The 565-nt window shown below is 61.9% G+C and carries 1 protein-coding gene; it reads left to right on the top strand.

Annotated features, from left to right (window positions below; translation table 11 throughout):
- The first annotated feature begins 151 nt into the window (after positions 1–151).
- Entirely contained in the window at positions 152–334 is a 183-nt protein-coding gene (locus SB753_RS34550) for a Flp family type IVb pilin (protein WP_006049100.1), read from the top strand.
- Positions 335–565 lie beyond the last annotated feature (231 nt).

Genomic DNA, 565 nt, shown 5'->3' with positions numbered 1-565 from the left:
CGCCAAGTTCACCGCAATCGCGGGGAAGCTGGCTTAACCCCGAGCGATGCGACAGACGACTTGGGCCTGCCTGCCCGTCTGTCGCATCACGGCTTTTTGCAACACGCTGCAGCGCTCAACACGCCGTGGCAAGTTCAAATGGAGAGTAATGATGCAATCGTTCATCAACAGCACTGGTGCATTCATTCGCGATGAAGACGGCGTGACTGCCATCGAGTATGGCCTGATGGCCGCACTGATCGCGACGGCAATCCTCGCCGGGTACTCGACCCTCGCGACGGCGGTCAGCGACAAATTCACTGCTATCGCTGGGCACGTGACCTCAGGAACCTGAGAGGAACGGCGGGCGAACCGCCACGCTGGTTCGCCCGCCGCATCCGCGCTTTTCCTGACCGCTGCCCACACCGACGAGGCCTTGTCATGCTCATTGCCGCAACTGCACCACTACCGCCGATCATTCCGTGCGTCATTGCACTGGTGATCGCTGCCGCGAGTACAGACATCCAGTGCCGCCGCATTCCCAACGTACGGGTCGGCGCCGGTCTGCTCGGCGCGCTGCTTGTGC

Origin of the sequence: Paraburkholderia sp. SIMBA_053, assembly GCF_046534895.1 — a bacterium.
GTDB lineage: Bacteria > Pseudomonadota > Gammaproteobacteria > Burkholderiales > Burkholderiaceae > Paraburkholderia > Paraburkholderia caledonica.
Note: the sequence above shows the minus strand (reverse complement) of the source record. Positions and strands in the feature narration are given on the sequence as shown.